Source organism: Kitasatospora cathayae, assembly GCF_027627435.1.
In the GTDB taxonomy this organism is placed as follows: Bacteria; Actinomycetota; Actinomycetes; order Streptomycetales; family Streptomycetaceae; genus Kitasatospora; species Kitasatospora cathayae.
The window spans coordinates 2,887,601-2,910,556 of record NZ_CP115450.1; the positions used below are offsets into that span (position 1 = coordinate 2,887,601).

The following is a 22,956-nucleotide window of genomic DNA, read 5'->3' on the forward strand; positions in this document are numbered from 1 at the left end:
GATCCGGCGCGATGAAATATGATCATGAACGCCGCGCACTTCGCCGTTGAACTCCGCTCCGTCCGCCGGACCTACCGGCGCGGGCCCGAACCCGTCGTCGGCCTGGACGACGTGAGCGTCGGGTTCCCCTTCGGCACCTTCACCGCGGTCATGGGCCCCTCCGGCTCCGGCAAGTCGACCCTGCTGCGGTCGGCCGCCGGGCTGGAGGCGATCGACGGCGGCGAGGTGCGGGTCGACGGCACCGTCCTCGGCGGGCTGCGCGACAAGGAGCTGACCGTCCTGCGCCGGGAGCGGATCGGCTTCGTCTTCCAGTCCTTCAACCTGCTGCCCGCGCTGACCGCCGCCCAGAACGTGGCGCTCCCGGCCAAGCTGTCCGGCCGCCGCCCCGCGCCGGCCGAGGTGACCGCCGCGCTGGCCGCCGTCGGCCTCGCCGACCGGGCCGGGCACCGGCCGGGCGAGCTCTCCGGCGGTCAGCAGCAGCGGGTCGCCATCGCCCGGGCGCTGATCACCCGCCCGGCGGTGCTACTGGCCGACGAACCGACCGGTGCGCTGGACACCAGGAGCGGCCGCGAGGTCCTCGCCCTGCTGCGCGGGATGGCCGACGACCCAGGCCGGGCCGTGGTCATGGTCACCCACGACCCCTTCGCCGCCTCCTACGCCGACCAGGTGCTCTTCCTCCGGGACGGCCGACTGGCCGGCTCGCTGGAGCGGCCCACCGCCGAGCAGGTCGCCGCCCGGATGACCGCGCTGGAAGCCCACTCGGCGAAGGCTCACGCGTCGGAGACCGTGGCGTGCTGACCCTCGCTCTCGCCTCCGTCCGGCTCCGCTGGGCCTCGTTCGTCGGCAGCTTCGTCGCGCTGGCCTGCGGCGTCGCCCTGATGGCCACGTCCATCCTGGTCATCGCCGCCACCGTCGACGTCCCCGACCAGGGCCGCCAGCGCTTCTCCGAGGCCCCGGTCCTGGTGACCGCCGACCTGAACGTGGACTTCAAGCCCGCGAACGGGGACGTCCAGCCGACCCCGGTCCCCGCCCAGCCCGGTCTGCCCGCCGGGCTGATCGCCGCCGTGGCCGCGACCGGCCGCACGGTCGAGGACCACACCTGCTACGCCCAGCTCCCGGACGGCCCGAGCGACCAGGTCGCACGCGCCTGGTCCAGCGCGGCCCTGGGCGGCTACCGGCTCACCGCCGGCGCCGCCCCCGCCGCCGACGACCAGGTGGTCATCGGCGGCGGCCGCCCGGAGCAGGTCGGACAGCGCGTCCGGTACGTCACCGCCGACGGCGTGCACAGCGCGACGGTCTCCGGCGTCACCGAGGCCGAGGCGTTCGAGCACGCCGTCTTCTTCGCCGACGCCCAGGCCGCCCGGTACTGCCCCGCCGTCGGTGTGCTGGCCGCCTTCGGCCCCGCCGACGCGGTGCGCCGGGCCGTGGACTCGGCCGGCGGCGCGAACGTCGCCCGGGTGCTCACCGGCACCGAGCGCGGCCAGGCCGACCCTCACCACGCCGAGGTCGGCAGCCGGCTGGAGAACGTGCAGACCCCGCTCGGCCTGTCCGCCGCGGTCTCCGCCGGCACCGCCGTGTTCGTGGTGGGCGGCACCTTCGCGCTGTCGATCGCCCAGCGCCGCCGCGAACTCGCCCTGCTGCGGCTGATCGGCGCCACCCGCCGGCAGCTGCGCACCCTGGTCAACCGGGAGGCCCTGGTGGTCGGCGTGCTGGCCTCCGCCGCCGGGTGCGCGCTCGGCGCGGCCGGGGCGGCGCCGGCCGGCCGCTGGCTGGTCGACCACGACCTGGTGCCGGCCGAGTTCACCGTCCCGGTCACCTGGTGGGGGCTGCTCGTCGCGGGCTCGATCGGGCTGCTGACCGCGATCACCGGCGTGGTGTTCTCCTCGGTGAAGGCCGGGCTGATCAGCCCCGGCGAGGCACTCGCGGAGGCGGACGCCGAGCGGACCTCGCGCCTCGCGCTGGCGTTCCGCTGGGTGAGCGGCCTGCTGGTGCTGGGTGGCGGCATCGCGGCCCTCGTGCTGACGGCGAGCAGCTGGCCGGACACGGCGGCCGACGTCGCCGACTCGCTCTCCCTGCTGCTGGCGATCGTCGCCGGCTGCGTGCTGCTGGCCGCCGTACTGGCCGGACCGGCGATCCGGCTGCTGACGGTGCTGCCCGGGCTGGTGGCCCGACTGCGCGGCCGCGCCACCGAGGACGGCGGCGGCATCGTCTGGGCCACCGCCCGGCAGAGCTCGCTGAGCGCCTTCCGGCGCACCGCCGCGACCACCACCCCGGTGGTGCTGATCATCGCCTTCGCCGGGTGCCTGCTCGGCAGCATCGACACCATCAACCGCTCGCAGGTCACCGAGGTCCGCCACCAACTCTCCGCCGCCGACCTGGTCGTCACCCCGGCCGGCACCCCCGGTCTGAGCCGGGCCGTGGTGGAGCGGGTCCGCTCGCTCCCGGGAGTGCAGTCGCTGGTGATCACCCCGACCTCCGTCATGGCGCCCGTGGCCGACGGCCAGGCCCTGGTGGCCTTCCGTGCCGCGACGGCGGACCCCACGGCGCTGGCCGAGGTCGACCGGCTCCCGGTCGTCGCCGGCTCGCTCGCCGACCTCGGCCCCGACTCGATCGTGCTCAGCCGCACCTGGCCCGGCTCGCCCGCGGTCGGCGGGCGGGTGTCCGTCCGGCTGGCCGACGGCACCCCGCGGGACCTGCGGGTCGCCGCCCTGCTCGGCACCGGTGCCGAAGCCGTCCAGGCCTGGGTGACCGGCCCGAACGCCGTCACCGGCGGTGTCGGCGGCCCGGCCCTGGCCGGCCGGATCGACCTGCGGCTGCTGCCCGGCACCGACCGCGCGCAGGCCACCGCCGCGCTGCGGACGGCCGTGGACGGGCTGGGCGCCCGGCTCACCACCCCCGAGGAGGTCTGGTCCGCCGCCACCGACAGCACCGAGCGGGATTCCTGGAACGCCCTGCTGATGATCCTCGGCCTGGCGATCTGCTACGCCGCCATCACCCTGGCCAACTCCCTGGTGATGACGGTCACCGACCGCCGGCAGGAGCTCTCCCTGCTGCGCCTCGCCGGCGCCACCAAGGGCCAGGTGCTGCGCACCGTCGCCCTCGAAACCCTGATGTGCGTCGCGGCCGGCACCCTGCTGGGCGTCCTCGGCACCGCGATCAGCGTGGGCGGCTCCTGGGCCGCCCTGACCAACCTGGTCGGGCCGACCCCCGCGGTCATCCCCTGGACGGTCATGGCCGCCCTCGCCGCCGCCTGCGCGGTGATCGCCCTGACGGCGGCGGTGCTCCCGGCCGCCCTGACCCTGCGCGACCGCGACGGCCAGGCCGTCCTCCGCGGCGCGGCGGGCGCGGCCTGAGCCGGTAGCGGCAACCGCAAGTGCCGGTGACCCCAAGGAGGTTGCCGGCACTTCACGTTCCGGGGTGTGATTACCGCCCGCCCGCGCAGTCCGTCCGTCCGGCATCAGGTCCGCGAGGCGTTCCGGCAGGTCCGGCGGCAGGTCCGGCAGGTCCGGCTCGATCGGGCGGTGGCCGAGCAGGGCGCGGGCCCGGAAGGGGAGCAGAGCAGTCGGTGTCCGCCGGGCGCCGGGACCCCCTGGTCGGCTGATCACCTGGTCCGACGAGCCCACCATCCCTCACGGCGGCGCAGCCCCGTGGCGCCGCCGGGAGTGGCCGCCGGCCCGCGGCTAGCGTGTCCGCATGGCCGCTCAGGAACTCGACCTCGCCGCGCTTCGCCGGGTGTACGGACGCACCGGCAGCCGGTGGTTCTACACCCGGGTGGCGCGCAACGCCCGGCACTGGGGATGGACCGAGCCCGGGCAGTCGAAGTGGCGACTGTGGCGGGCGCAGCGCCGGTTGGAGGACGTGCTCGGCCAGAAGCTGGCGCTGCCCACCGGGTCCCGGGTGCTGGACGCGGGCTGCGGGGCCGGGGTGGTGGCCCGGGCGATGGCGACCCGGTTCGGGCTGCTGGTCACCGGGGTCGACGTGCTGGACTTCCACCTCGCCGAGGCCTGCCGGCTGAGCGCCCGCGCCGCGCTGGCCGACCGGACCGTCTTCAGCTGGGGCGACTATCACGAACTCCCCTTTCCGGACGACGAGTTCGACGGCGCCTACTCGATGGAGACGCTGGTCCACTCCTATCACCCGGCCCGCGCGCTGGCCGAGTTCCACCGGGTGCTGCGTCCGGGCGGGCGGCTGGTGCTGCTCGGCCCGATGAGCACCGGACCGGTGGAGGAACTGCCGCCATCCGCCCGGGCGTTGCTCGAACCGTACCTGGACGCGATGGCCATGACCGGCGCCCGGTTCTACCACGCCGGCAACCTGTCGCAGCTGCTCACCGGCGCCGGCTTCGAGGTCGAGGAGGCGCTGGACGCGACGCCGTACTACACGCCCACCACGGAGGCGGTGCACGCGTACTTCCGGCTGCCCTGGGAGGTGCTGCGCCGCTTCGGCGATCCGGCGCGGTGGCTCAACCTCCGCTCCACGGTGGAGATGTACGACGTGCGCGAGTACGTCGCCTGGTACGTTCACACCGCCGTCAAGCCGTCGAGGTGATCCCGGCGTCCGTCGAGCCCGGGGGTGCTTGGGCCTCCGAGGTCACCGAGGCGGCCAGCGACTCCCAGACCGGATCGGGCAGCCCGGGCACCGAGCGTCCCTCCGACTGCCACAGGCGGGCCAGTTCGACATAGATGGGCACCTCCGGGTCGGGTTCCGGAGGATGCCCCGCCCCGTGCAGGATCGTTTCTTCGGCTGGCCAACGCCACGCGGCCGACGCCACCCCAAAACTACTCACATCCACCCAACGCGCCCCACCCGCACCGGGTCACGGCCTCGTCAACCGGGCGGCCCGCGCGTCCACCCCGCGCGGGCCGCCCGTACGCGCCTCAGCGCCTAGGCGCCACGCTTCAGCGCCGAGGTGCCACGCTTCAGCGCCGCCGGCCCGCCGCCAGCAGCTCGGCCACCGTCGCCAGCTTCACCCGCGGCCGCCCCTGCGCCGCGCCCCGCTCGCGCTCCGCCCGGTCCACCGCGCGCAACTCCTTCAGCCCCACCGCGTCCGGCCGGCGCCGCCGAACCAGCCGCTCGAACTCCGCCCGCCCCGCCGACGGCACCGGCAGCGCCCGGGCCAGCGCGTCGTCCAGCAGCGCGTCCACCGTCTCCCGGGCGCAGGCCCGGTTGGCGCCGATCCCGCCGGACGGCCCGCGCTTGGCCCAGCCCACCACGTACGCGCCCGGCAGCGCCCGTCCGGTGGACGGGTCGACGACCCGGCCACCGCGCTGGGCGACCGTCCCGGTCCGCTCGTCGAACGGCAGCCCCGGCAGCGGCACGCCCCGGTGCCCGATCGAGCGCACCACCAGCCCGGCCCGCAGGGTGTCCCGTTCCCCGGTGGCCGCGACCGGCTCGCCGTCCGCCGTCAGCGTGGTCCGCTCGACGGTCAGCCCCGAGACCCGGCCGCCCTCCTCGGTCAGTTCGACCGGTGCCGACCGGAAGCGCAGCACGATCCGCCGCCCCGGCCCGGGCTCGGCGGCCCCGTCGTACGGCACCAGCGGCAGGCCGGCGAGCAGCCCGGCCCGCGAGTCCGGCGCGGCCGACTCGATCGCCGCCCGCACCTCCGGATGGTCCTCGACCACCAGCTCGACGCCCGGCAGCCGGCCCAGCGCCAGGAACTCCGGCCTGGTCCAGGCCGCCTGTTCGGGCCCGCGCCGGGCCAGCAGCACGACCTCCCGGACCCTGCTGCGGCGCAGCGCGACCAGGGCGTGGTCGGCGATGTCGGTGGTGGCGAGCCGGTCGGGGTCGGTGAGCAGGATGCGGGCGATGTCCACCGCGACGTTGCCGTTGCCGACCACCACCACCCGCTCGGCGGACAGCTCCACGGTGTCGGCCGGCACCGTCGGGTCGGCGTTGTACCAGCGGACGAAGGAGGTCGCGGGCAGGCTGCCCGACAGGTCCTCGCCGGGCACGCCGAGCCGTCGGTCGGCGGCCGCGCCGACCGCGTACACCACCGCGTGGTGGTGGGCGGCCAGCTCCTCGTGGGTGACGTCGGTGCCGATCTCCAGGTTGAGGTGCATCCGCAGCCGCGGGTCGTGGAAGACGCTCGCGAAGCTCTCGGCGATCCGCTTGGTGGACTGGTGGTCGGGGGCGACGCCGTGCCGCAGCAGGCCGCCGGTGACCGGCAGCCGGTCGATCATGGTGAGCTCGGCGCCGGTGCAGCGCAGCAGTTCCTGCGCGGTGTAGCCGGCGGAGGGGCCGGTGCCGACCACCGCGATCCGCAGCGTGCCGAGCTCGCCGGGCAGGCTGCGCGGGAAGCTGGGCGCGCCCCAGGCGTGGTCGTTGGGGTGGTCGCGGAACCAGTCCCGGTTGAGGCCGCCGAAGACGACGTCCGGCCCGCGCAGCCGATCGACCGGGAACACCGCGTCGACCGGGCAGGCGTCCGCGCAGGCGCCGCAGTCGATGCACGCCCGCGGGTCGATGTACAGCATGTCGGTGCGGCCGAACTCCGGTTCCTCCGGGGTCGGATGGATGCAGTTGACCGGGCAGACGGACACGCACGAGGCGTCGTTGCAGCAGGTACGGGTGATCGCGTAGGCCATGGCCGGAGTGGGTTCCTCGCTGTAGCTGATACGTAGCCGATGCGCAGCCGGTGCGCCGTCAGAGCATGTGCACGCGGCGGTAGACGGCCGCCGAGCGGCTGGTGAGCAGCCCGGCCTCGGCGAGGAAGGCCATCAGGTGCCGCGAGCTGTTGCGCATCATCGCCTTGCGGTGCTCGTTGCCCTTCACCTCCTCGAGCGCCCGCGCGACGTCCAGCCCGGCGGCCTTGTACACGCCCGGGTGGACCATGCTGCTGACGATGACGTACGCGCCGATCGCGATGCCGGTGGCCGAGGTGCGGCGGCGGGCCGGGCCCGCGTGGCGCATCCGTTCGCGGATCTCCTGCCGGGCGAACTTCATGTGCCGGGACTCCTCGACCACGTGGATCCGGGAAGTGCCGCGGACGATCTCCAGGACGTTCTCGCCGCGCATCCAGTCGCGCTGCATGACGTCCAGCACCTCCTCGGCCACCAGGATGCCCCCGTAGGCGAGTTCGCCCTTGGCGAGCGCCTTGAAGGCGCGCCCGGCCTGGGCGATCACCTTGTTGGGCCGGTAGGCGGGGACGCCCATCTTCTGGCAGGCGCGGGCGAACATGATCGAGTGGCGGCACTCGTCGGCGATCTCGGTGAGCGCGAACTGGAACTCGGCGTTGGCGGGGTCCTTGAGGTACTGGTCGCGCAGCACCATCTGCTGGAGGATCATCTCGAACCAGATGCCGGTGTTCATGATCGAGCAGACCTCGTGCCGGGTGAGGGTGACCCGCTGCCGCTCGGTCATCTCGTCCCACAGCCTGGTCCCGTAGAGGGTGCTCCACTCGGGGTTGAGGCCGTAGTGCTCCTCCGGGAGGGGGGCGTCCCAGTCGATCTCGGTCATGGGGTCGAAGGAGAGGGTGGCGGCCGACTCCAGCAGCCGCTTCGAGACGTCGTCGTCGGCCGCCGTGTGGCCGTGCTCGGTCGCCTGCCGGGGGAGAGCCATGGCTGCCTCCAGGTGCCTGCTCCTGCGGGTTCCCGCTCGCCCGCTTATTAGACGGACAGTACAATAAGAGCCCGTCCCGGAGAACCCCTCGCGCAGGGGCGAACCGGCGCGAAGCCGGGCGGCGTGCGCCCCTCCTCGCCGACCCGCGCCCGACCCGCGCCCGGCCCCGCGCGGTTCAGCGGAAGGCGGCGGCGTTCCGACGCACCCAGGCGGCGAAGCCGCGGGCCCAGCTCGCGTGGGAGGTCCGCTCCGCCGACTTCCCACGCGCCCACCCCACGCCCAGCACCCGGATCGCCCATTCCAACCGACACCCCCACGGCGCCCGGCGAGAAGTCGGCCGGGCCGACTTCTCGCGCGGTCAGCGGGAGACCAGCGCCCGGCGCGCCGCTTCTGTGAGGTACCGCCGTTCCGGGGCGCTCGGGGTGCGGGAGGCGGCCTGGCGGTAGGTCTGGGCGGCGGCCCGGGGGTCCGTGCCGAGGCGGGCGAGGAGGTGGGCGCGGGTGGCGAGGAGGCGGTGGTGTCGGGTGAGGCGCTTGTCGGCGGCCAGGTCGTCGAGGAGGGTCAGCCCGACGGCCGGGCCGTGGACCATCGCCACCGCGACGGCCCGGTTGAGCGCGACCATCGGGTTGGCGTCGAGGCGCAGCAGCAGGTCGTACAGTGCCAGGATCTGCGGCCAGTCGGTGGCGTCCGCCGTCCGCGCCTCGCTGTGCACGGCGGCGATCGCGGCCTGGACCTGGTACGGACCGGCGGTACCGGACGGCAGTGCGGCGGCCAGCAACTCCAGCCCTTCGGCGATCAGTTGGGCGTCCCAGCGGCCACGGTCCTGTTGCTCCAGCGGTACCAGCTCCCCGTACGGCCCGGTGCGGGCGGTACGGCGGGCGTCGGTGAGCAGCATCAGGGCGAGCAGCCCCGCCGTCTCGGCGTCGCCGGGGGTGAGGCGCAGCAGCAGCCGGGTCAGCCGGATCGCCTCGGCGGCCAGCCTCGGAACGGTCAGCTCCTCGCCGCCGCTGGCCGTGTAGCCCTCGTTGAAGACCAGGTACAGCACGTGCCGCACCTCGCGCAGTCGCTCCGCCCCGCTCTGCCCCTCCGGGAGTGACAGCCCGCCGCCGGAGGCCTTCAGCGTCTGCTTGGCCCGGCTGATCCGCTGCCCCATGGTGGCCTCCGGAACCAGGAAGGCGGCCGCGATCTGCGCCGTGGTCAGACCGCCGACCGCGCGCAGCGTCAGCGCGATCCGGCTCGGTACGGACAGTGCCTGGTGGCAGCAGAGGAACAGCAGGGCCAGCGAGTCGTCGGCGGTCGGATCGGCGGCGTCGGCAGCGGGTGCCAGCAGGGCGGACTGCGGGGTGGCCAGCGCGATCGCCTCCTCCCGCCGACGGCGGGCCGCCTCGCTGCGCACCTGGTCGACCAGCCGCCGGCCCGCGACGGTGACCAGCCACGCCAGCGGGCTCGCCGGCACCCCGTCCGCCGGCCACTGCACGGCGGCGGCGAGCAGCGCCTCCTGCACGGCGTCCTCGCAGGCGTCGAAGGATCCGCCGTGGCGCCGTACGAGCACGCCGAGGACCTGCGGCGCCAGTTCGCGCAGCAGGCCCTCGACGGGCGCAGGGGGGATGCTCACCCGTTCGCCGGCGACTCGTGCAGGATCGGCCACAGTTCCACCGGCTCGACGTCCGCGAACGGCATGTCGGCGGCGATCTGCTGGGCGCGCTCCAGGCTTTCGCAGTCCAGGAGGTAGAAGCTCGCCAGGTACTCCTTGGTCTCCAGGTAGGGCCCGTCGGTCACCACCGGCACCCCTTCGGCGCGCCGCACCAGCTGCGCGGCGGCCGCGTCCGCGAGCCCGTAGGCGCCGAGGAGTTCGCCGGTGTCCCGGTACTTGCCGTTGAACGCCTCCTGCTTGGCGATCGCCTCGGGCCAGGCCTCGGCGGGGAAGGAGTCCCACTTGGCCTGGTTGCCGTAGATCATCGCGACGTACTTCACGGTGCTGCTCCTCTGCTGTCCCGCACGCCCCTTCGGCGCGCTGTCACCTCTCAGTCGGAGCGGCGGCCCGGGACTTCGACATCGGTCGGGAACTTCTTCGCAGGAATTTCCGCGTCAGCCGATGTGCGCCCTGAGGTGCCGCAACACGGCCTCGGCCGGCGGCCCGACCGGGGGCTCGACCCGGGTCGGTTCCTCCGGGTAGGCCCGGGCCGACTCGAACCGATCGGCCGCGCAGTGGAGTTCGGCTCGCGAGACGAATGCTGCGGCGGTAGCGAGGCGGTCAGGAGTTGCGCCGGTCCGCTGCGTCGAAGGCGGCGAGGGATCGGGCTCCGGGTTCGAGGGCCAGGCACAGGGCCGACAGGACGGCGTGCTCCAACCCGCCCAGGGCCTCGGCGAGTTCCTCGGCCACATCCTGGGCGATCTCCGCCGCCACCGCATCCGCGGCCGTACGCGGCCCGAGCTTGCTGACGGCGGCCGCCGCACGGGTGGGGGTGAGCAACGCCGAGGCCTGGACGAGCAGCCAGGCGGGGACGCCCGCCGCGCCTTCCGGCGGTGGGAGGTACGGGCGGGCGCCGTCGTACCGTTCGCCTCGGCGAAGGCCTTCTGCTTGACCTTGATGAGGGGACGGGCCGGGTCCGACTCGCGCCACTCCCCCGCCGGCTTGAGCACGTACCCCTCGGCGAGGTTGTCCGCCGGCTCCGGCAGCCCGAGGAGCGCCGGCACCCGGCTCGGGAAGGCAACGGGCAGCTCCCGCAAGGCATTCAGCGAGCCGCGTCCGAGCAGCGGCACGCAGGTGAGCCCGGCGGCGGACGCGGCGGCCCGGAGTTCGCGGTCGGGGACCCACCACCGGCCCTCGTCCGTCCGCACCGTCGCGTCGAACGGCAGCCAGCGCAGCCCGGGCGCGTACCAGACGCCGGTCTGCACCGGTTCGACCCCGGCGACGGCGGGCACGTCGGGGTGCGGGTAGCGGCCGCCGGCCAGTTCGCCGTACACGGTGACGACGGCCGACTCCCCCCACCTCGCCCGCACCACCGCCGCGAAGCGCCCGGCGGCGACGAGGAGTTGCGGCCAGATCCGGCTCACGCCGAAGAAGGCGTCGAGTTCCTCGTCGCCCAGCAGGTCACGCCGCTTGGCGGGCCGCACCGAGGCACCGTCGCAGACCACGGCGAAGTGCGCGCCGTGCACCTTCTCCGTCGCGATCCACTCGCGGCTGCCGGGCGCGCCGGAAGCTCCCCGGGCGGGGATCTTCGGGTAGGGCTTCAGCTCGGCCACGAACAGATCCTCGCCGCAACGCCCGCCCGCCGGCAACGGGAATTCAGCGCCCGGCAGTCGTACCGGCCGCCGCCTCCCACAACCCGGCCAGGTGGGCGTGCAGCAGGTCCTCCGCCTCGGCCGCCGTCCGGTGTCCGATCAGCACGTGCGCGGTGAGTCCGTCGGCGAGGGCGAGCAGGGTACGGGCCGCGCTCCGGGCTTCCCGCCGAACGGCGGTGGCGGTGGCATCGGCGGCATCGGCGGCGTCGGCGGCGCCCGAGGCCTCCGCGATGAGCCCTGCGAGCAGCCCTTCCAGGTCGGCGTAGCTGGTCCGCAGCCCCGCCGCCAGGGCCGGGTTGACGGCGGCGGCGGCGAGGAAGGCGAGCCAGATCCGCGCCTCGGCCCGGTGCTCGTCGCGCAGCAGGGCGACCTCGCCGACCACGTGTCCGACCGTGCTCTCGGCGGACTGGGCGGGGCTGCCGACGACCCGGCCGTGGGCGCGTTCGGTGACGCGTGCGCCGATGTGGGCGAGGGCGAACTGCAGCATCTCCTCCTTGGTGCGGAAGCAGCGCTGGACGGCGCCCATGGAGACGTCGGCCCGGGTGGCGACGTCCCGCAGGGTCACGCCTTCGAAGCCCTGGGCGTCGATCAGCGCGCACACCGCCTCGGCGATCCGTCGGCGCCGCTCCTCGTGGTCGACCTGTTTCGGCATACCGCCACTTCCCGCATCCGGACTCGAAATTATTCCGATGCAAGCGTATCGACTCTCCGGCTAAGGTTCCGATGCAACTGCATCGGAACAACCTCAGGAGGCCCCATGTGGAAACTCCCCGCCACCGCCATCGCCGCCGCCGTCCGCAGCGGTGAGGTGTCCGCGCGCGAGGTGGTGGACGCCCACCTCGCCCGGATCGCCGAGGTCAACCCGCAGGCCAACGCCGTCACCCAGCTCCTCGCCGACCGCGCCCGCGCCGCCGCCGAGGAGACCGACCGGGCCCGGGCCGCCGGTGAGCGGCTCGGCCCGCTCGCCGGGGTGCCGTTCACGGTCAAGGAGTGCACCCGCATCGAGGGCGTCCCGACCACCTTCGGCACGCCGCGCTTCCGCGAGTCGACCGCCCCCGCCGACGCCATCCCGGTGGCCCGGCTGCGCGCCGCCGGGGCGGTCCCGATCGGGCACAGCAACATGCCGACCCTGATCCTGGCCGGCATGCACACCCGCAGCGAGCTGTACGGCGACACCCGCAACCCCTGGGCGCCCACCCGCACCCCCGGTGGCACCAGCGGCGGCGACGGCGTGGCGGTGGCCACCGGCATGGCCGCACTGGGGCTCGGCAACGACTCCGGCGGCTCGGTCCGTATCCCGGCCGCCTTCTGCGGGGTCGCCGCGCTCAAGCCGACCACCGGCCGGTTCGCCGCCGACCAGCGGATGCTGGGGCCGGACGATCCCGGACCGGCCTCCCAACTCCTGGTCACGGACGGCCCGTTGGCCCGTACGGTGGCCGACCTGCGGCTCGCGTACGAGACCCTGGCCGGGCCCGATCCGCGCGACCCGCGCGCCGTCCCCGCCCCGCTGTACGGCGGACCGCCGCAGAACCCGCGGGTCGCCGTGGTCACCGACCCGGGTGGCCACGGCGTCCACCCCACCGTCCGCCGCGCCGTCGCGGCCGCCGCCGAAGCCCTGCGCGACGCCGGGTACCGGGTGGACGAGGTCTCCGACGTCCCCCGGCTGGACGAGGCGCTGAAGGCCTACCACCAGCTCACCGCCACCGAGTTCGCCCCCAGCTGGCCCGCCGTGCGGCAGCTGCTGGGCGAGGGCGGCGACCGCTACATCGAGCTGACCATGCGCGACAACCCGCCCGTCGACTCCGCCGGGCTGATCCGGCTGATGAGCACCTGGATGAACATCCGCCGCTCCTGGACGGAGTTCCTGGACGCGTACCCGCTCCTGCTCGGCCCGGTCTTCACCGAGCCGCCGGTCGAACCCGGCCTGGAGTCCCGGGACCAGGCGGGGCGGGACCGGGTCGCCACAGCCATGCGGCTCTGCTCGGTCACCAGCTTCGTCGGCGTCCCGGCCGTCGCCGTCCCCACCGGGCTGGACACCGACGGCCTGCCCACCGGCGTGCAACTGATCGGGCGCCCGTTCCGCGAGGACCTCTGCCTGGCCGCCGCCCAGCACGTCGAGGACCGGCTCGGCACCCTCACCCCGATCGACCCCAGGCCGTAGGGGGGCGGGAACGACGGACCGGGCCCCACCCGGGTGGGGACTCGCCCCGCGGCCACCGGCACCCGGCCGTCAGCGCCCGGCCGGTGCGGCGTCCGCCTCCCGCAGGGCGGCGGAGAGGACGCGGGCCTCGTGCTCGGTCATCCGCGGGGTCTCGTACGGCACGGCGTTGACCCAGCGCTGGGTCAACCGGGCGATCCGCTCGCCGTAGCGCCGCGCGGTGAGCAGGTCGCCGCGCGACCCCGCCTGCTCCGGGCCCTGATCTGCGTGGCTCTGGCTCATCAGGCCCAGCCAGGAGCCCAGCCGGTTCACGTCGTCACGGGTGCCACCGCTCCAGTTGTTGCCCGGCATGTCGCCCACGCCGATCCACTGCATGCCCAACTGCGCGGCGAACACCGCCAGCTGCTGCAGGACGGCCAGCTTGTCGCCGCTCTGCGAGGCGGACATGGTGAACCCGCCGGCCAGCTTGTCCTTCCAACCCTGGGTGACGAACGGAGTGAACGCGGCCTCCATGAACGCCTTGAACACCGCCGACACGCTGCCCATCAGCGTCGGGCAGCCGAACACGACCGCGTCGGAGCGGGCGAGCAGCGCCAGCACCTCCGGGTCGTTCCAGCGGCCCGCGTTGACGTCCTCGGCCCGGAGCTCGGCGAGGTGCACCTCGGCGCCCGGCACCAGCCGCGCGCCCTCGGCCAGGTGCTCGGCCAGGACCCGGGTGTGCCCGTGCACCGAGTGGTAGACCACCGTCACCGTGACGGTCGGCGCGTCGTACGCGCGGTCAACGCCCTGCTCGCGGTCAATGTCCTGCTCGCGGTCAACGCCCTGCTCGCGGTCAACGCCCTGCTGCTCAACGTCATTGAGTGCCATGTCGATTCACTGCTTTCGTCGGCGGGAGAACCCCTGTCTGCCCACCCATCCCAGCCTGCGCGCGGCACGGCATCAACGCCGAAGACCGGCACACAGCGATCGGCCGTACCGATCGATCGCATTAGCCTTGCGCTGTGGACAGGATCGAACTGGAAGCGTTCGTCGCGGTCGCCGAAGAACTCCACTTCGGCCGTGCCGCCGCCCGCCTGCACCGGGGGCAGCCCACCGTCAGCGACGCCGTCCGGCGACTGGAGACCACCCTGGGCGGGCAGCTGTTCCACCGCACCAGCCGCCGGGTGTCCCTCACCGACCTCGGTGCCGAACTGCTGCCCGACGCCCGCGCCGCCCTCGCCCAGCTGCGCCGCTTCCAGCAGCGCGGACGCGCCCTGGCCGCCGGCGACCGGTCCGGCACCACGCTCGTCGTCGGCCACGCCGAATACACCGGCCACCAGCTGCTGTTGCGCTGCCTGCCGCAACTGCGCGACCGCTTCCCCGACGTGACGATCGTGCCCGAGGCCATGCCGACCACCGCCCTGCTCACCGCCCTGCGCGCCGGGACGATCGGGCTCGGCATCGGCTGGGCGACCGACGGCGTCACCGGCGTCCGCGCGCGGGTGCTGTCCACCGAACGGTTCACGGCCCTGGTCCCCGAGGCCCACCCGCTCGCCGACCGCACCGAGTTGAGCGCCGCCGAACTCTCCACCACCGGCCTGCTCACCTGGCCCCACCAGATCAACAGCGGCCTCTGCGACCGCCTGCTGACCGCCTTCCGGATCGGCGGAGCCGACCTGCGCATCATCCGCACCGCCGACAGCGTCCACGCCATCGCCGCCCACGTCGCCGCCGGAACGGGCATCGGCATCACCGTCGAGTCCGCGCTCGACCACCAGCCTCCCGGCCTGCGCGTCATCCCCCTCACCGGCCCCTCCACCACCGCCGACCAGGTCGTCCTCACCCCCACCGACCCCTCGGACCCCGCCGCCGCCCTGCGCGACCTCCTGCTGCACGCCTCGGCTACTCTTCGTGTCGGCTGACATCCTCTGCGTGAGAGGATCTCGGCACAGTGCGATCCGATCCCGAGGAGTGGGCATGGCCGAGCGCCAGAACGGCACCGTGAAGTGGTTCAACGACGAGAAGGGCTACGGCTTCATCACCCCGGAAGCCGGCCCCGACCTGTTCGTCCATTTCCGGGCGATCGAGGGGAGCGGCTTCAAGTCCCTGGTGGAGGGTCAGAAGGTCACCTTCGAGGTCACCCAGGGCCAGAAGGGCCTGCAGGCCGACAAGGTCCGGCTCGTCACGGAGTAGCACGACGGCGGACCTCTCGCGCGCCCGGACGGTGTCGACCGTCCGGGCGCGCGTTCGTTCCCTCGGCGGTACGGCCGAGTTGCCGCAGACGCTCCTCCCATCCTCTCCGGCATAGCGTTCACCATCATTCATTGCAATGATTCCCTCGGGGGCCGTTGCGTTACGCTCCAGCGCATTGCAATGATTTACCGTCATTGACCTGCACTCACAGCCACTTCACGCCTTTCTGTAGTTGCCAGAACAATGAACGCAACGTAGCGTTTCCGGCGTAAGAAACAGCAGGCCGAAGCGGCCCACCCCACCGAACGAGGAGCACACCATGCAGAACTTCGACACCCCCGCCGCGATCACCGCGATCCTCGACGTCCCGGCCGGCCGCGTCCGGTTCGCCGCCTCCGACCGCACCGACACCGTCGTCGAGGTCCTCCCCGCCAACCCCGCCAAGAGCCGCGACGTCGAAACCGCCGAGCAGGCCGTCGTGACCTACGCCGACGGCGTCCTGCGGATCCGCACCGCCGAGCCCAGGAACGTGCTCCTCGGCCCCGGCGCCCTGGACATCACCGTCCAGCTGCCCGCCGGCTCCCACGTCGAAGCCAGGACCGAGAGCACCGAGCTCCGCTGCGCCGGCCGCCTCGGCGACGTCGCCTACCGGGGCGCGTACCGCCAGATCAAGGTCGACGAGGCCGCGAGCCTGCGCCTCACCGCGGTCGACGGCGACATCGAGGTCGGCCGGATCAACGGCAACGCGGACATCAGCACCTCGCGCGGCGACATCCGGATCGACGAGGCCGGGCGCGGCGCGGTCGCGCTCAGCACCATGTCCGGCAGCATCACGATCGCCGCCACCGCGGGCGTCTCCGCCACCCTGGACGCAGGCACCGACCACGGCCGGATCAGCAACTCCCTCAAGAACGACGGCAGCGCCGAACTCCGGATCCGCGCCACCACCTCGAGCGGCGACATCACCGCCCGCAGCCTCTGACGGACACCGGACACCGGTCGCCACGGTGCACCAACGGGTTCCGGGTCCCTACTTGGACCGCAGCCCGTCCAGGACGCCCTGCACCTGCTGGGTCACGGCCGGCGGCAGCGTGCCGAACCTCAGCGACTCGCCCGTCGCCTGGCCCGGCCCGCTGACCGCGTACGACGCGAAGCTCGCCATGACGTCGGTGCCCTCGCCGCGTTCGCAGAAGTCGAGGTAGCCGAAACCGACCACGGGACAGCCGTTCCTGACCGGCTTCCGGTAGTCGAGCTTGACCGTCAGCCTGCTGCCCGAGCTCTCCACCGTGCGGGTCGCGGCCATCGTGCCGGCGCTCTGGGTGCTCGGGGCCGCGTCGGAGTCACCGGCGCGGTGAACGCGCCGCTGACCTTGCGCGCCGCCGTGACCTCCAGCCGGAACCGGGCCCGGAACTCCGCGTCCGCGGCCAGCTCGGGCCGGATCACCTTGACCGCCACCTGACGGCCGGACACCGACCGGGCGCGGTAGACCACACCCATCCCGCCCGCGCCGAGCCTGCCCTCCAGGAGGTAGCGGCCGATCCCCCGCGGATCGTTCTCCAACAAGCTCACGTGCCGAAACCCCCAAGGCATGCACGGCCGACCGATCCGGCCTAGTGGGGCACGGGTTCGCACCCGGGGCGCGGCCTCCGGGAACCCGACGGGCCGGCCGCCGCCCCGGGAAAACAAAGCGGCCGGTCGATCCGAAGATCGACCGGCCGTTCGCTGTGCGCGAGGGGGGAGTTGAACCCCCACGCCCTTTCGGGCACTGGAACCTGAATCCAGCGCGTCTGCCTATTCCGCCACCCGCGCATCTGGGTGATGGGTTAACTATAGACCATCTGGAGGGGTGCCTCTGACCACCACCTGGGCGTGGACGGGGCGCTGTCCCTTGTTTGCCCTGACCGGCCGATTGCCACGATGATGTGCCGCCACTACGAAGCGGGAGCGCGCGAGCATGGACCTCCAGGTCGATTACGAGGCCACCACCGAGGACATCGTCGCCTCCGTCGTGGCGAACGCGGCCGCCCGGCTCTGGCTCCGGTGGGCCATCGTCGGTCTGTGGTTGCTGCTGACGGCGGCCTTTCTGGCCGCGGGCAGCACCTGGTTCGCGATAGCGGCGTTCTTCTTCGGGTTCGTGCAGGTGGTGAACATCACCGCGGGCGGCAGGCGGATGGGTCTGAAGGTCGCCCCGCGCTACGTCGGGCCGACGGTCGTCAGGCTCACCGACGACGCCCTCCACCTGAAGACGCCGGCCCTGGACCGCACCATTCCCTGGTCCTCGGTCAACAAGGTGGCGCACAACCCCGTGGCGTGGACGGTGCTGTCGCAGAAGGTGGGCACCCCGCCGCTCTCGGCGACGGTGCTCAAGGCGCCGTTCACCGAGGCGCAGCGCGCCGAGTTCGACGCTTTCCTGGCCCGCCTGCCCAAGGTGAGCCACAAGGGCCGCAGCACGAACGACCAGCTCGTGCGACCGGCCGCCGGATAGGCGAGTACAGCCGACCGCGGTGAACTCACCACATCCCAGCGATCGGAGGCCACTTGACGGGTCCGATGATGCCCAAGGTGTGCCGGTCGGGTTCGCCCTCTGGGGGCGACGGGTCTCCTGGATGGGCAGTTCCCCGTGTCGGAGCGACTGCAGCGCAACCAACTCGTGATCGATGAGTTCCGATCCGCCGGGCCTGGCGCCCCGGCCTGCGAGCATGGGCCCTCCGACACATCGAGCTGGGGGACCTCATGGAGCTACGGCAGCTGCGCTGCTTCGTCGCCGTCGCCGAGGAGCTGCACTTCGGCCGGGCCGCCGAGAAGCTGCTGCTCGGGCAGCCCGCCGTGAGCCAGCAGGTGCGGCGGCTGGAGCGGGAGTTGAAGGTCGAGCTGTTCGACCGCTCGCCCCGGTACGTCCGGCTGACGCCGGCGGGCGAGCGGTTCCTGCCGGCCGCCCGGAACGTCCTGGTGGCCGAGGACGCCGCCCGCGCCCTCGCCGCCGATCTGGCCGTGCCCGCCGTGCTGCGGCTCGGCACCGTCACCGGGCTCGGCGAGCGGCTCGACCTGATCCTGGACACCTACCAGCGGCAGGCCCCCGGGGTGCGCGTGGAGCTCCAGTCCGTCCCGGTGCGGGAGCGGCTGGCCCGGCTGTCGGACGGGCGCCTCGATGCCGCCTTCGTGCGCGGGGCGATCGCCGGGAGCAGCCCCGAGCTCCGCTTCCTGCCGGCCTGGGAGGACGAGTTGGTGCTCGCGCTGCCCGCCCGGCACGCCCTCGCCGACCGGTCCGAGGTCGATCTCGCGGACCTCGCCGACCTGCCGCTCCGGCTGATCGACCGTCGCGACAACCCGGCGCTGGTGGACCTGGTGCTGGGCGCTTGCGCGCAGGCCGGCTTCCGGCCGGTCCTCGGCCCGGCGCACGGCGCCCTGCAGGACACCCTGGCCTCGATCGGCACCGGAACCCCGATGTGGACGGTGGTGTACGCCGCCAACGCCCGGATGACGAACACCCACCGGGTCGCCTTCCGACCCTGCCGGACCAGGCTGGCGCTGCCGACCTCGATCGCCGTACGACGCTCCGCCCCGCTCCCCCGGCTACTCCTGGAAGCCTGCCGCAGAACACCCCCGACCTGGGACGATCAGGATTCGTGATCGCTGTCAGAGCGATTCGGGTCTGGGTGCGGGCGGCCGGATCGGGTGGACTGTTCTCAGCCGGGGAAACCGGCGGAAGAGCCGGGCGGAAGAGCCCGGCAGGACAACCCGTCAGGAGCCGAAGATGCCGATCGTCACCATTCAGCAGGGTCCGCGCGACGTCGAGCAGAAGCGCGAGCTGGTCAAGAAGGTCACCGAGGCCTTCGTGGAGGCCCTGGAGGTCCCCGCCGAGAGCGTGTTCGTGTGGATCCAGGAGTACCAGCCGGAGAACTGGGGCGCCGCCGGCAAGCTCACCGCCGACCGGTAGCCGCCGCAGGCCGGTCCCGGGCGTTGAGCGGGCCCGCCGGAGAAGTCCCGGCGGGCCCGCCCCCCGAGAAGACGGCCCGCGACCGCACGGAGCACCGGATCGGCTCCTCGCCCCCCGCAGTCCCGGCTGGCGAACTTTCTCGCCAATTCCGACCGCTTCGACCTCGACCCGCGCACGTTGCAACTCCCGCCGATCGACGGAACCAGCACCGGCGGGCTTCGGCTCGACGGCACGCCCGTTCCGGTCGAGATCCACCACAGCCTGGGCTGCCGCAGCGCACTCATCCCCCAACTCCCGGGCCAGGACGGCTATGTGATCGTCACGCGCCAGGCGAGCACTGGGCCGCCGTCACCGATCCGACCCTCCGCCCGCCGACGGACCTCCCGTCAGACTTCTGACCCGACATGGCCTGAACTCGACAACGCCGGACGAGGGATGGGGTTAGCCTGACGACATGGTTGCAAACTACAAGGAAGAAGTGGCCATGACCGACCAGGAGTTCGTCAGCGCACCCGCCTTGATCCTCCGGTCCCTTGCCTCCGACCCCCACCGGCGGGCCATCACCACCGCCGACGGCGTCGAGATCACCGCCGGCGACTTCGCCGCCGCCACCTACCGCCTCGCCCACGAGCTCCTGGCCCGGGGCATCAGCCGCGGCTCGACCGTCACGCTGCTCACCGGCAACACCCCCGAGGCGCTCAGCGCCCGCTACGCCGCGGGCCTGGCGGGCGCGCGGGTGGTCAACCTGTACGACGGGATGAGCGCCCCGGTCCTGGCCGAGATCACGGCCAGCGTGGACACCACCGTCCTGCTGGTGGACGCCGAACGCTACGCGCACGCCGCCGAGTTGCTCCCGCTGATCGACGTGCCGACCGTCCTCACCCTCGGCCCCGGGCCCGACGGCACCGACCGTACGGACGGCACCGGTCCCACCGGCATCGGCCAGGACGTGATCGCCGCCTCCGCCCACCGCCCCGCCACCGAGCCCGCCGTACCCATCGGCCCCGAGGACCACATCGGCATCCGCCACACCGGCGGCACCACCGGCATCCCCAAGGGCATCCTGAGCCTGCACGGCCCCTACCGCGACATGTTCGAGGTCGCCTTCGCCGGCCGCCCCGAGGACGAGCCGCCCCGCCTGCTCGCCGCCACCTCGCTCGCCCACCTCGCCGGCGTCCTCTGCGACGTGGCGCTCCAGCGCGGCGGCTCCGTCGTCCTCCAGCGCTCCTTCGAGCCCGGCGAGGTGCTCGCCGCGATCGAACGCGAACGCATCACCGACATGTGGGTGCTGCCCCCGCTGATCTACCAGCTGCTCGACCACCCGGCCATCGGCCGCACCGACCTGTCCAGCCTGCGGCGGCTCGACTACGGCGGCTGCGCCTCCTCCCCGACCCGGATCCGCGAGGCCGTCAAGGTGTTCGGGCCCGTCCTGGTCAGCCTCTACGGCATGTCGGAGGCGCAGAAGATCGCCGTCCTCACCCCCGCCGAGCACGCCCGGTTCGGCGAGGACGGTCCGCTCCCGGTCGGCCGACCCTTCCCCGACGTGGAGGTGGAGATCCGAGCCGCCGACGGCACCGTGCTGCCGAACGGCGAACAGGGCGAGGTGCACGTCCGCTCGGCCACCCTGATGGCCGGGTACTGGAAGCAGCCCGAGCTCACCGCGCAGGTGCTGCAGGGCGGTTGGCTGAACACCGGCGACATCGGCTACTTCGACGCGGACGGCTACCTCTACCTCGCCGACCGCCTCAAGGACCTGATCATCGTCGTCGGCGGCCACGTCTACCCCACCGAGATCGAGGACCTGCTGCTCACCCACCCGGCCATCGCCCAGTGCGCCGTCTACGGCGTCCGCGACGACCAGCAGGCCGAGCACGTCCACGTCGCCGTCGTCCCCGCCCAGGGGCAGCAGCCGCAGCTGGACGAGGTCCGCGCCTTCGTCACCGCCAACAAGGGCCGCATCTACGCCCCCGAGGCCCTGCACCTGGTGGAGGCCATCCCACTGACCTCGGTCGGCAAGCCGGACAAGAAGCGCCTCCGCGAGGCCTTCGCGGGCTGAGACCGCCCGGGCATCACCGAACCCCTACGGAACCCCGCCCGGATCGCCACCCGGTTTCACCCCAAGGCGGGGTTTGGCTCAATGGACCACCGGCCGGGTGCCGAGGAGCCAATGGGGGTGGCGGCGCTGAGGGCCGCCACCCCTCCCCCTCTCCTCCGCCCTCCCCTCTCCCCTCTCCCCGACGGCCGGTGTTCACCGCTCAGCAGCGGCGGCATCCAGGCAGCACTCCACGAAGTCCCGCACCACCGGGCTCCCGTCGTCCGCCGGGGACCAGGCCACCCCGATCCGGCTCGGGCTCACGCCGCTCACCGGCCGGTAGGTGATCCCCGGCCGGGCGTAGAAGCGGGCGGTGGACTCGGGGGCGAGAGCGATGCCGTAGCCGTTGGCGATGGCGCTCAGCCAGTCGTCCGGGTGCTCGACGACGGCGCCGAAGCGGACCGGGTGCCCCTCCCGCTCGTCGGCGGCGACCCAGTAGTCCCGCCAGCGGCCGGTCTCGGCCGGGGCCGCCACGAAGGGCTCGTCCCACAACGCACGGAACGGGACCACCTCCAGCGCGGCCAGCGGGTGCGCCGACGGCAGGGCGACCCAGCGCGGCTCGCTGAACAACTCGGCCACCCGCAGCCGCTCCTGCCCGGGGAACGGCAGCCGCAGCAGCGCCACGTCCGCCTCCCCGGCGGCCAGGCCCGCGGTCGGATCCGACCAGGCCGTGTGCCGCATCTCGACCCGCCAGCCCGGGTGGCGGGCGGTGAACCCGGCGACGATGCCCGGGGTCGCCTCGTTGGCGGCGCTGGCCAGGAAGCCGACCCGCAGCACCTGCTCCGCCCGGCTCGCCGCGCTCCTGGCCTCCCGCAGCACCGCGTCCCAGTCCGCCAGCAGCCCCGGCACCCGCGCCGCCAGGCTGCGTCCGGCCACGGTGAGCGCCATCCCGGCCCGGGACCGTACGAACAGCTGCACGCCGAGCAGGTTCTCCAGCTGCCGGATCTGCTTGGTCAGCGCGGGCTGGGAGACGTACAGCCGCTCCGCCGCGCGGGTCAGGCTGCCGTCCTCGGCGACGGCGGCGAAGGTGCGCAGCAGCCGGATGTCCACATCCATTCCTCCAGGTTATGGAAGCAGGTATTGGACGCAAGGGGAGCGCCCCGAAGAGGCTGGGTGGCGAGGCGGAACCCGTCCCGGCCCCGCCCCGATCCCCTAACCCGATCCCCCACCCCGATCCCCCCGCTCCGGCACGAAGGAAACCCCATGTCCAGCGCCCTGGTCATCGTGACCGCCCTCGCCATCGCCGCCAACGGCGGGATCGCCGCCGCCGACCTCGCCAGGGCCGAGTTCGTCCTGGCCAACTCCGCCGAGGTGAACGTCAAACCGGAGTGGGTCCCGTGGCTGGCCGCGCTCAAGCTGGCCGGGGTCGTCGGGCTGCTGATCGGCCTGGTCGCCTTCCCGCCGCTGGGCCTCGCGGCCGCGCTCGGGCTGGTGCTGTTCTACGTCGGGGCGGTGGTCACCCACGTCCGCGCCGGTGTCATCCACAACATCTACTTCCCCGCCGGCTACCTCGCCCTGGCCGTCGCGACCCTCGCCCTCACCCTCGCCCGCTGAGACCTCCGGGGGCCTACACCACCGCCGCGCACACCTTGGCGCCGCCGTCCAGCACGCCCACTCGGCGCCGTACCGGCCGCTGTGCGCCGGGCGGTCGGCCTGGACGGTGACGACGGCGGTGATCGCCATGATGACGTTGGCGGTCTTCGGCACCCGCCCGGCGGACACCTATGCATACTGCAACGAGCTCAGCCGTCAGTAGGT

General features: G+C 73.6%; 22 protein-coding genes and 1 tRNA gene. 12 read left to right on the forward strand and 11 right to left on the reverse strand.

Going from position 1 to position 22,956, the window contains the following annotated elements:
- Positions 1-24: 24 nt before the first annotated feature.
- The 3 genes from O1G21_RS12765 (at position 25) to O1G21_RS12775 (ending at position 4,548) form a co-directional block, all read left to right on the forward strand.
- A complete protein-coding gene (locus O1G21_RS12765; protein WP_270143420.1) occupies positions 25-798 on the forward strand; it encodes an ABC transporter ATP-binding protein in 774 nt (257 codons plus the stop codon).
- Positions 792-3,353 carry an ABC transporter permease gene (locus tag O1G21_RS12770; RefSeq protein ID WP_270143422.1) on the forward strand — a complete coding sequence of 854 codons (2,562 nt, stop codon included), beginning with the start codon at positions 792-794 and terminating at the stop codon, positions 3,351-3,353. The genes O1G21_RS12765 and O1G21_RS12770 overlap by 7 nt, the downstream gene beginning before the upstream one ends.
- A gap of 340 nt (positions 3,354-3,693) precedes the next feature.
- Positions 3,694-4,548, forward strand: a complete 855-nt coding sequence (locus tag O1G21_RS12775) for a class I SAM-dependent methyltransferase (protein ID WP_270143424.1) — start codon at positions 3,694-3,696, stop codon at positions 4,546-4,548.
- Here the strand turns inward: O1G21_RS12775 and O1G21_RS12780 are convergent.
- From O1G21_RS12780 to O1G21_RS12810, 7 genes are all read right to left on the reverse strand, one after another.
- A complete protein-coding gene (locus O1G21_RS12780) occupies positions 4,532-4,690 on the reverse strand; it encodes a hypothetical protein (RefSeq protein ID WP_270143426.1) in 159 nt (52 codons plus the stop codon). The genes O1G21_RS12775 and O1G21_RS12780 overlap by 17 nt on opposite strands.
- Before the next feature lie 229 nt (positions 4,691-4,919).
- Positions 4,920-6,581, reverse strand: coding sequence for an FAD-dependent oxidoreductase (locus O1G21_RS12785; protein WP_270143428.1), 1,662 nt, complete (start codon positions 6,579-6,581; stop codon positions 4,920-4,922).
- Positions 6,582-6,639: 58 nt separating this feature from the next.
- The gene (locus tag O1G21_RS12790; protein WP_270143430.1) at positions 6,640-7,554 is read right to left on the reverse strand and encodes an AurF N-oxygenase family protein; all 915 of its coding nucleotides are present in this window, start codon (positions 7,552-7,554) and stop codon (positions 6,640-6,642) included.
- Between the two features lie 358 nt (positions 7,555-7,912).
- Positions 7,913-9,169, reverse strand: a complete 1,257-nt coding sequence (locus O1G21_RS12795) for an RNA polymerase sigma factor (protein ID WP_270143432.1) — start codon at positions 9,167-9,169, stop codon at positions 7,913-7,915.
- Positions 9,166-9,528 carry a YciI family protein gene (locus tag O1G21_RS12800; protein ID WP_270143433.1) on the reverse strand — a complete coding sequence of 121 codons (363 nt, stop codon included), beginning with the start codon at positions 9,526-9,528 and terminating at the stop codon, positions 9,166-9,168. Before O1G21_RS12800 ends, O1G21_RS12795 begins: the two co-directional genes overlap by 4 nt.
- Before the next feature lie 114 nt (positions 9,529-9,642).
- Positions 9,643-10,800 carry an RNA ligase family protein gene (locus O1G21_RS12805; protein ID WP_270143435.1) on the reverse strand — a complete coding sequence of 386 codons (1,158 nt, stop codon included), beginning with the start codon at positions 10,798-10,800 and terminating at the stop codon, positions 9,643-9,645.
- 43 nt (positions 10,801-10,843) lie between these two features.
- On the reverse strand, positions 10,844-11,491 hold the full coding sequence (locus tag O1G21_RS12810) for a TetR/AcrR family transcriptional regulator (protein ID WP_270143436.1): 648 nt from the start codon (positions 11,489-11,491) through the stop codon (positions 10,844-10,846).
- A gap of 105 nt (positions 11,492-11,596) precedes the next feature.
- Between O1G21_RS12810 and O1G21_RS12815 the strand changes: the two genes are divergently transcribed.
- Positions 11,597-13,000, forward strand: a complete 1,404-nt coding sequence (locus tag O1G21_RS12815; RefSeq protein WP_270143438.1) for an amidase — start codon at positions 11,597-11,599, stop codon at positions 12,998-13,000.
- A gap of 69 nt (positions 13,001-13,069) precedes the next feature.
- Here the strand turns inward: O1G21_RS12815 and O1G21_RS12820 are convergent, their stop codons facing one another.
- Positions 13,070-13,864 carry a flavodoxin family protein gene (locus tag O1G21_RS12820; protein ID WP_270143439.1) on the reverse strand — a complete coding sequence of 265 codons (795 nt, stop codon included), beginning with the start codon at positions 13,862-13,864 and terminating at the stop codon, positions 13,070-13,072.
- Positions 13,865-13,998: 134 nt separating this feature from the next.
- Between O1G21_RS12820 and O1G21_RS12825 the strand changes: the two genes are divergently transcribed.
- The 3 genes from O1G21_RS12825 (at position 13,999) to O1G21_RS12835 (ending at position 16,151) form a co-directional block, all read left to right on the forward strand.
- Entirely contained in the window at positions 13,999-14,898 is a 900-nt protein-coding gene (locus tag O1G21_RS12825; RefSeq protein WP_270143440.1) for a LysR family transcriptional regulator, read from the forward strand.
- A 55-nt stretch (positions 14,899-14,953) separates the two neighbouring features.
- The gene (locus O1G21_RS12830) at positions 14,954-15,169 is read left to right on the forward strand and encodes a cold-shock protein (protein ID WP_270143442.1); all 216 of its coding nucleotides are present in this window, start codon (positions 14,954-14,956) and stop codon (positions 15,167-15,169) included.
- 319 nt (positions 15,170-15,488) lie between these two features.
- Positions 15,489-16,151 carry a DUF4097 family beta strand repeat-containing protein gene (locus O1G21_RS12835; RefSeq protein ID WP_270143444.1) on the forward strand — a complete coding sequence of 221 codons (663 nt, stop codon included), beginning with the start codon at positions 15,489-15,491 and terminating at the stop codon, positions 16,149-16,151.
- 48 nt (positions 16,152-16,199) lie between these two features.
- On the opposite strand, the gene O1G21_RS12840 is transcribed toward O1G21_RS12835, so the two are convergent.
- The gene (locus O1G21_RS12840) at positions 16,200-16,472 is read right to left on the reverse strand and encodes a hypothetical protein (RefSeq protein WP_270143446.1); all 273 of its coding nucleotides are present in this window, start codon (positions 16,470-16,472) and stop codon (positions 16,200-16,202) included.
- A gap of 422 nt (positions 16,473-16,894) precedes the next feature.
- Positions 16,895-16,978 (reverse strand) — tRNA-Leu (locus O1G21_RS12850).
- A 145-nt stretch (positions 16,979-17,123) separates the two neighbouring features.
- On the opposite strand from O1G21_RS12850, the gene O1G21_RS12855 reads away from it, so the two are divergent.
- The 4 genes from O1G21_RS12855 (at position 17,124) to O1G21_RS12870 (ending at position 21,162) form a co-directional block, all read left to right on the forward strand.
- Positions 17,124-17,654, forward strand: coding sequence for a hypothetical protein (locus O1G21_RS12855; protein ID WP_270143448.1), 531 nt, complete (start codon positions 17,124-17,126; stop codon positions 17,652-17,654).
- A gap of 248 nt (positions 17,655-17,902) precedes the next feature.
- Positions 17,903-18,799, forward strand: coding sequence for a LysR family transcriptional regulator (locus O1G21_RS12860; protein ID WP_270143450.1), 897 nt, complete (start codon positions 17,903-17,905; stop codon positions 18,797-18,799).
- Between the two features lie 40 nt (positions 18,800-18,839).
- Positions 18,840-19,106 carry a 4-oxalocrotonate tautomerase DmpI gene (gene dmpI, locus O1G21_RS12865; protein WP_270150950.1) on the forward strand — a complete coding sequence of 89 codons (267 nt, stop codon included), beginning with the start codon at positions 18,840-18,842 and terminating at the stop codon, positions 19,104-19,106.
- A 454-nt stretch (positions 19,107-19,560) separates the two neighbouring features.
- Entirely contained in the window at positions 19,561-21,162 is a 1,602-nt protein-coding gene (locus O1G21_RS12870; protein ID WP_270143451.1) for an AMP-binding protein, read from the forward strand.
- 192 nt (positions 21,163-21,354) lie between these two features.
- On the opposite strand, the gene O1G21_RS12875 is transcribed toward O1G21_RS12870, so the two are convergent.
- A complete protein-coding gene (locus O1G21_RS12875) occupies positions 21,355-22,254 on the reverse strand; it encodes a LysR family transcriptional regulator (RefSeq protein ID WP_270143452.1) in 900 nt (299 codons plus the stop codon).
- 147 nt (positions 22,255-22,401) lie between these two features.
- Between O1G21_RS12875 and O1G21_RS12880 the strand changes: the two genes are divergently transcribed.
- Entirely contained in the window at positions 22,402-22,752 is a 351-nt protein-coding gene (locus tag O1G21_RS12880; protein WP_270143453.1) for a DoxX family protein, read from the forward strand.
- Positions 22,753-22,956: the final 204 nt, after the last annotated feature.

Coding starts and splice junctions, on each gene's coding strand:
- O1G21_RS12765 (WP_270143420.1), top strand. CDS start 25: ATGAACGCCGCGCACTTCGCCGTTGAACTCCGCTCCGTCCGCCGGACC.
- O1G21_RS12775 (WP_270143424.1), top strand. CDS start 3,694: ATGGCCGCTCAGGAACTCGACCTCGCCGCGCTTCGCCGGGTGTACGGA.
- O1G21_RS12785 (WP_270143428.1), bottom strand. CDS start 6,581: ATGGCCTACGCGATCACCCGTACCTGCTGCAACGACGCCTCGTGCGTG.
- O1G21_RS12790 (WP_270143430.1), bottom strand. CDS start 7,554: ATGGCTCTCCCCCGGCAGGCGACCGAGCACGGCCACACGGCGGCCGAC.
- O1G21_RS12810 (WP_270143436.1), bottom strand. CDS start 11,491: ATGCCGAAACAGGTCGACCACGAGGAGCGGCGCCGACGGATCGCCGAG.
- O1G21_RS12815 (WP_270143438.1), top strand. CDS start 11,597: ATGTGGAAACTCCCCGCCACCGCCATCGCCGCCGCCGTCCGCAGCGGT.
- O1G21_RS12820 (WP_270143439.1), bottom strand. CDS start 13,864: ATGGCACTCAATGACGTTGAGCAGCAGGGCGTTGACCGCGAGCAGGGC.
- O1G21_RS12830 (WP_270143442.1), top strand. CDS start 14,954: ATGGCCGAGCGCCAGAACGGCACCGTGAAGTGGTTCAACGACGAGAAG.
- O1G21_RS12835 (WP_270143444.1), top strand. CDS start 15,489: ATGCAGAACTTCGACACCCCCGCCGCGATCACCGCGATCCTCGACGTC.
- O1G21_RS12840 (WP_270143446.1), bottom strand. CDS start 16,472: ATGGCCGCGACCCGCACGGTGGAGAGCTCGGGCAGCAGGCTGACGGTC.
- O1G21_RS12855 (WP_270143448.1), top strand. CDS start 17,124: ATGGACCTCCAGGTCGATTACGAGGCCACCACCGAGGACATCGTCGCC.
- O1G21_RS12860 (WP_270143450.1), top strand. CDS start 17,903: ATGGAGCTACGGCAGCTGCGCTGCTTCGTCGCCGTCGCCGAGGAGCTG.
- O1G21_RS12870 (WP_270143451.1), top strand. CDS start 19,561: ATGGTTGCAAACTACAAGGAAGAAGTGGCCATGACCGACCAGGAGTTC.
- O1G21_RS12875 (WP_270143452.1), bottom strand. CDS start 22,254: ATGGATGTGGACATCCGGCTGCTGCGCACCTTCGCCGCCGTCGCCGAG.
- O1G21_RS12880 (WP_270143453.1), top strand. CDS start 22,402: ATGTCCAGCGCCCTGGTCATCGTGACCGCCCTCGCCATCGCCGCCAAC.